At 67.1% G+C, this 4,065-nt stretch carries 2 protein-coding genes; both read left to right on the top strand.

The annotated features are described in order from the left end of the window. Positions 1–2,493, top strand: a 2,493-nt coding sequence (locus ACIQNG_RS39060) for an SDR family NAD(P)-dependent oxidoreductase (RefSeq protein WP_401492018.1), incomplete at its 5' end; no start/stop codon positions are given. A gap of 50 nt (positions 2,494–2,543) precedes the next feature. After that, positions 2,544–4,065: type I polyketide synthase (locus ACIQNG_RS39055; protein ID WP_401492015.1), on the top strand; the 1,522-nt coding region annotated here is incomplete at its 3' end.

The raw sequence follows: 4,065 nt of genomic DNA, 5'->3' as shown, positions 1-4,065 counted from the left end.
CTCCACGCCGGAGACCACACCAGCACCACCCACCTCGAAGAACTCACCCTCCACACACCACTCATCCTGGACGACACGACCAGCCGCGACCTCCAAGTCACCACGACTCCCGACACCGACGCCGACGCCGACACCTGGCGCGTCACCATCCACTCCCGCCCCCACACCCACGAACGAGACAGTTCCGACTCCGAGTGGACCTGCCACGCCACCGGCACCCTCACCACCACAGACGAACACACCCAGCCCCTCACACAATGGCCACCCACCGGGGCACAACCGGTCGACGCCACCACCCTCTACGACCAACTAGCCACCAATGGCTACGAGTACGGCCCCACCTTCCAAGGCGTCACCGCGGTCTGGTCACAAACCGACGGCACCCTCCACGCCGAAGTCACCCTGCCCGAAGACACCGACCCCACCGGACACACCATCCACCCGGCCCTCCTCGACGCAACCCTCCACCCCCTCGCCACCACCAACAGCAGCACGCACAGTGACGTACGACTGCCGTTCGCCTGGACCGGCGTCACCATCCACGCCACCAACGCCACCCACCTCCGCGTCACCCTCACCACCACCGGCAACGACATCGCCGTCCGGGCCTGGGACCCCACCGGCACACCCGTCGCCACCGTCAACACCCTCGCCACCCGCCCCATCGACCCCACCACACTCCACAAAACCCCCGACACGAACACCCGCAACAGCCTCTTCCACCTCACCTGGAAACCCGCCGAGCCAGGCACCCAGCCCATCGACCTCAACGAAGTCGACGTCTACATCCCGGAGGGGGAACCGGACAGCGATGACCCCGCGGCTGCACATGCCGCGACAGAAGCACTCTTGACTCACCTCCAGCAGTGGCTGTCCACCAACGAGGACACCGAACGACGTCTGGTGATCCTCACCCAGAAGGCAGTAGCCACCAGCCCCACGGAAGACATCCACCTGGCCCACGCCCCCCTCTGGGGCCTGACCCGCACCACACAAAACGAACACCCGAACCGCATCCACCTCATCGACACCGACGACCCGACCGACACCGCATACCTCACCAACGCCCTCGCCACCGGCGAACCCCAACTCGCCCACCGCCAAAGCCAACTCCTCAACCCCCGCCTCACCCGCTCCACCCCCACCGCAACCACAACCAGTCCCACAACACGACCCCTCAACCCGGAAGGCACCGTCCTCATCACCGGCGGCACCGGAGGACTCGCCACCCTCACCGCCCACCACCTCATCACCCACCACCACATCACCCACCTCCACCTCGCCTCACGCACCGCACCCCAACACACCCAACTCCAAACCGAACTCGAAAACCTCGGCGCCCACATCACCCTCACCGCCTGCGACACCACAAACCCCCAAGCCGTCCAACAACTCATCGCCTCCATAACGGCAGAGCACCCCCTCACCGCAGTCATCCACACGGCAGGCGCCCTCGACGACACCACCCTCACCAGCCTCACCCCCGACCGCCTCCACCCCGTCCTCGCCCCCAAGATCGACGCCGCCTGGAACCTCCACCACGCCACCCAACACCTCGACCTCGCCGCATTCATCCTCTACTCCTCCGCCGCAGGCACCCTCGGCAACCCCGGCCAAGCCAACTACGCCGCCGCCAACACCTACCTCGACGCCCTCGCCCACCACCGCCACCACCACGGCCAACCCGCCACCAGCCTCGCCTGGGGCTACTGGAAACACACCACCAAACTGACCGGCCACCTCACCCACACCGAAATCCGCAAAGTCACCCACAGCACCCAAGCCCTCGAAACCAGCCACGCACTCCACCTCCTCGACACCGCACTCACCACCGGCCAACCCCACCACCTCTGCCTCCCCCTCACCCCCCACACACTCCGCACCACCCAAACCACCCCCACACTCCTCAACGACCTCACACCACACCCCACCCGACGACGCACCGCCGCCACGGCCCACGCGACGGACACGAGCCTGTCGACGCGATTGGGTTCTCTCCCATCGGAACTACAGGAGAAGCTCGTACTCGAAGTCGTCTGCGCCGGAGTCGCAGCCGTGCTCGGACACAGCGGTCCGGAAGCCATCGACCCGCAACGGCCTTTCAACGAGCTGGGATTCGACTCGCTCACGGCAGTGCAGCTGCGCAACCGCCTCACCGAGTCCACCGGCCTACGCCTTACCTCCACCCTGGTCTTCGACTACCCGACCCCCCACCACTTGGCGCAACACGTCGGCACCACCCTTGGCGTGGGCGAGACGTCAGCCCAGTCCGTATTCCTGGCTGAGATCGACAAGATCGAGCATGCCTTGATCGAACGTGCCGAGGACGACCCCGGCCGGGTCCAAGCGACTCGCCGGCTCAAGGCCCTCCTTTCTCGCCTTAACGAGAACGGTCGACCGACAGCAAGCGGCGAGGACATCGAGGAAAGGCTCCGTTCCGCGTCGAACGAGGACCTCTTCGATCTCATCGACGGTGATCTCGACCTTTCCTGATCCACAGCGGCTCACCATCAGAACAATTCCGCATAGAGGAGCGACGACCCATGTCGGACGAAGCCAAGCTTCGGGAATACCTGACCCGCGTAGTGGCCGAGTTGCACCAGACGCGTCAACGTCTCCAGGACGCCGAGTCGGCAGGTCAGGAGCCGGTGGCGATCGTCTCGATGGCCTGCCGTTATCCGGGTGGGGTGCGGTCGCCCGAGGACCTGTGGACGCTGGTGGCCGAGGGCACGGACGCGATCTCCGGCTTCCCCGACAACCGCGGCTGGAATCTGGACGGACTCTTCGACCCCGACCCGGACGCCACCGGCAAGAGCTATGCACGCGAAGGCGGATTCCTGCATTCGGCTGATGAATTCGACCCCGAGTTCTTCGGAATGAGCCCGCGTGAGGCGATCGCGACCGACCCTCAGCAGCGGCTGCTCCTGGAGACCGCCTGGGAGACCTTCGAGCGCGCGGGCCTGGACCCGCACACCCTCAAGGGCAGCAAGACCGGCGTCTACGCGGGCGTGATGTACGACGACTATGCGGGTCGTCTGATGCACCGCGCGCCGGAGGGTTTCGAGGGCTACCTCGGAAACGGCAGCGCGGCAAGTGTCGCTTCGGGCCGTGTGGCGTACACCTTCGGTCTCGAAGGCCCGGCGGTGACGGTCGACACCGCCTGCTCGTCATCGCTCGTCTCTCTCCACCTGGCCGCCCAGGCGCTGCGCAACGGCGAGTGCGAGCTTGCGCTGGCCGGCGGCGTCACCGTCATGGCCACCCCCGGTACCTTTGTCGAGTTCTCCCGTCAGCGTGGGCTGGCTCCCGACGGCCGCTGCAAGCCCTTCGCCGACGCCGCCGACGGCACCGGCTGGGGAGAAGGCGCCGGACTCGTCCTCCTCGAACGCCTCTCCGACGCCCAGCGCAACGGCCACCCCATCCTCGCCGTACTCCGCGGCTCAGCCATCAACCAGGACGGCGCCTCCAACGGCCTCACCGCACCCAACGGACCCTCCCAACAACGCGTCATCGAGCAAGCGCTCGCAGACGCCGAGTTGAGCCCGAACCAGGTGGACGTGGTAGAGGCGCACGGTACCGGCACCACTCTCGGCGACCCCATCGAGGCACAGGCCCTCCTCGCCACCTACGGTCAGGCCCACACCACCGAGTCACCCCTCTGGCTCGGCTCCATCAAGTCCAACATCGGCCACACTCAAGCCGCCGCCGGCGTCGCAGGCGTCATCAAGATGATCGAAGCCATGCACCATGGCGTGCTGCCGCCCACTCTGCACGTCGATGAGCCGTCGCGTCACGTCGACTGGAGTGCTGGCACAGTCTCCCTGCTCACCGAGCCCCGGCCGTGGCCGGAGACCGGTCGCCCGCGCCGTGCCGCGGTGTCGTCGTTCGGTATCAGCGGGACCAACGCCCACGTGATCCTGGAAGCGGCACCCGAACCCGAATCGGCCGAGCCCGACCCGCGCGAGGACAACGTCACCCCCGTACCGGTGGTCGTGTCGGCCCGCTCGCCGAAGGCCCTCGCCGAATCAGCGGGCCGCCTCGCCGCCTACCTCGACACCCACCCCGACA

Origin of the sequence: Streptomyces sp. NPDC091377 (assembly GCF_044757045.1) — a bacterium.
Taxonomy (GTDB): Bacteria; Actinomycetota; Actinomycetes; order Streptomycetales; family Streptomycetaceae; genus Streptomyces.
The sequence above is the reverse complement of the archived record's forward strand: the minus strand, read 5'-3'. Positions and strand labels throughout refer to the sequence as shown.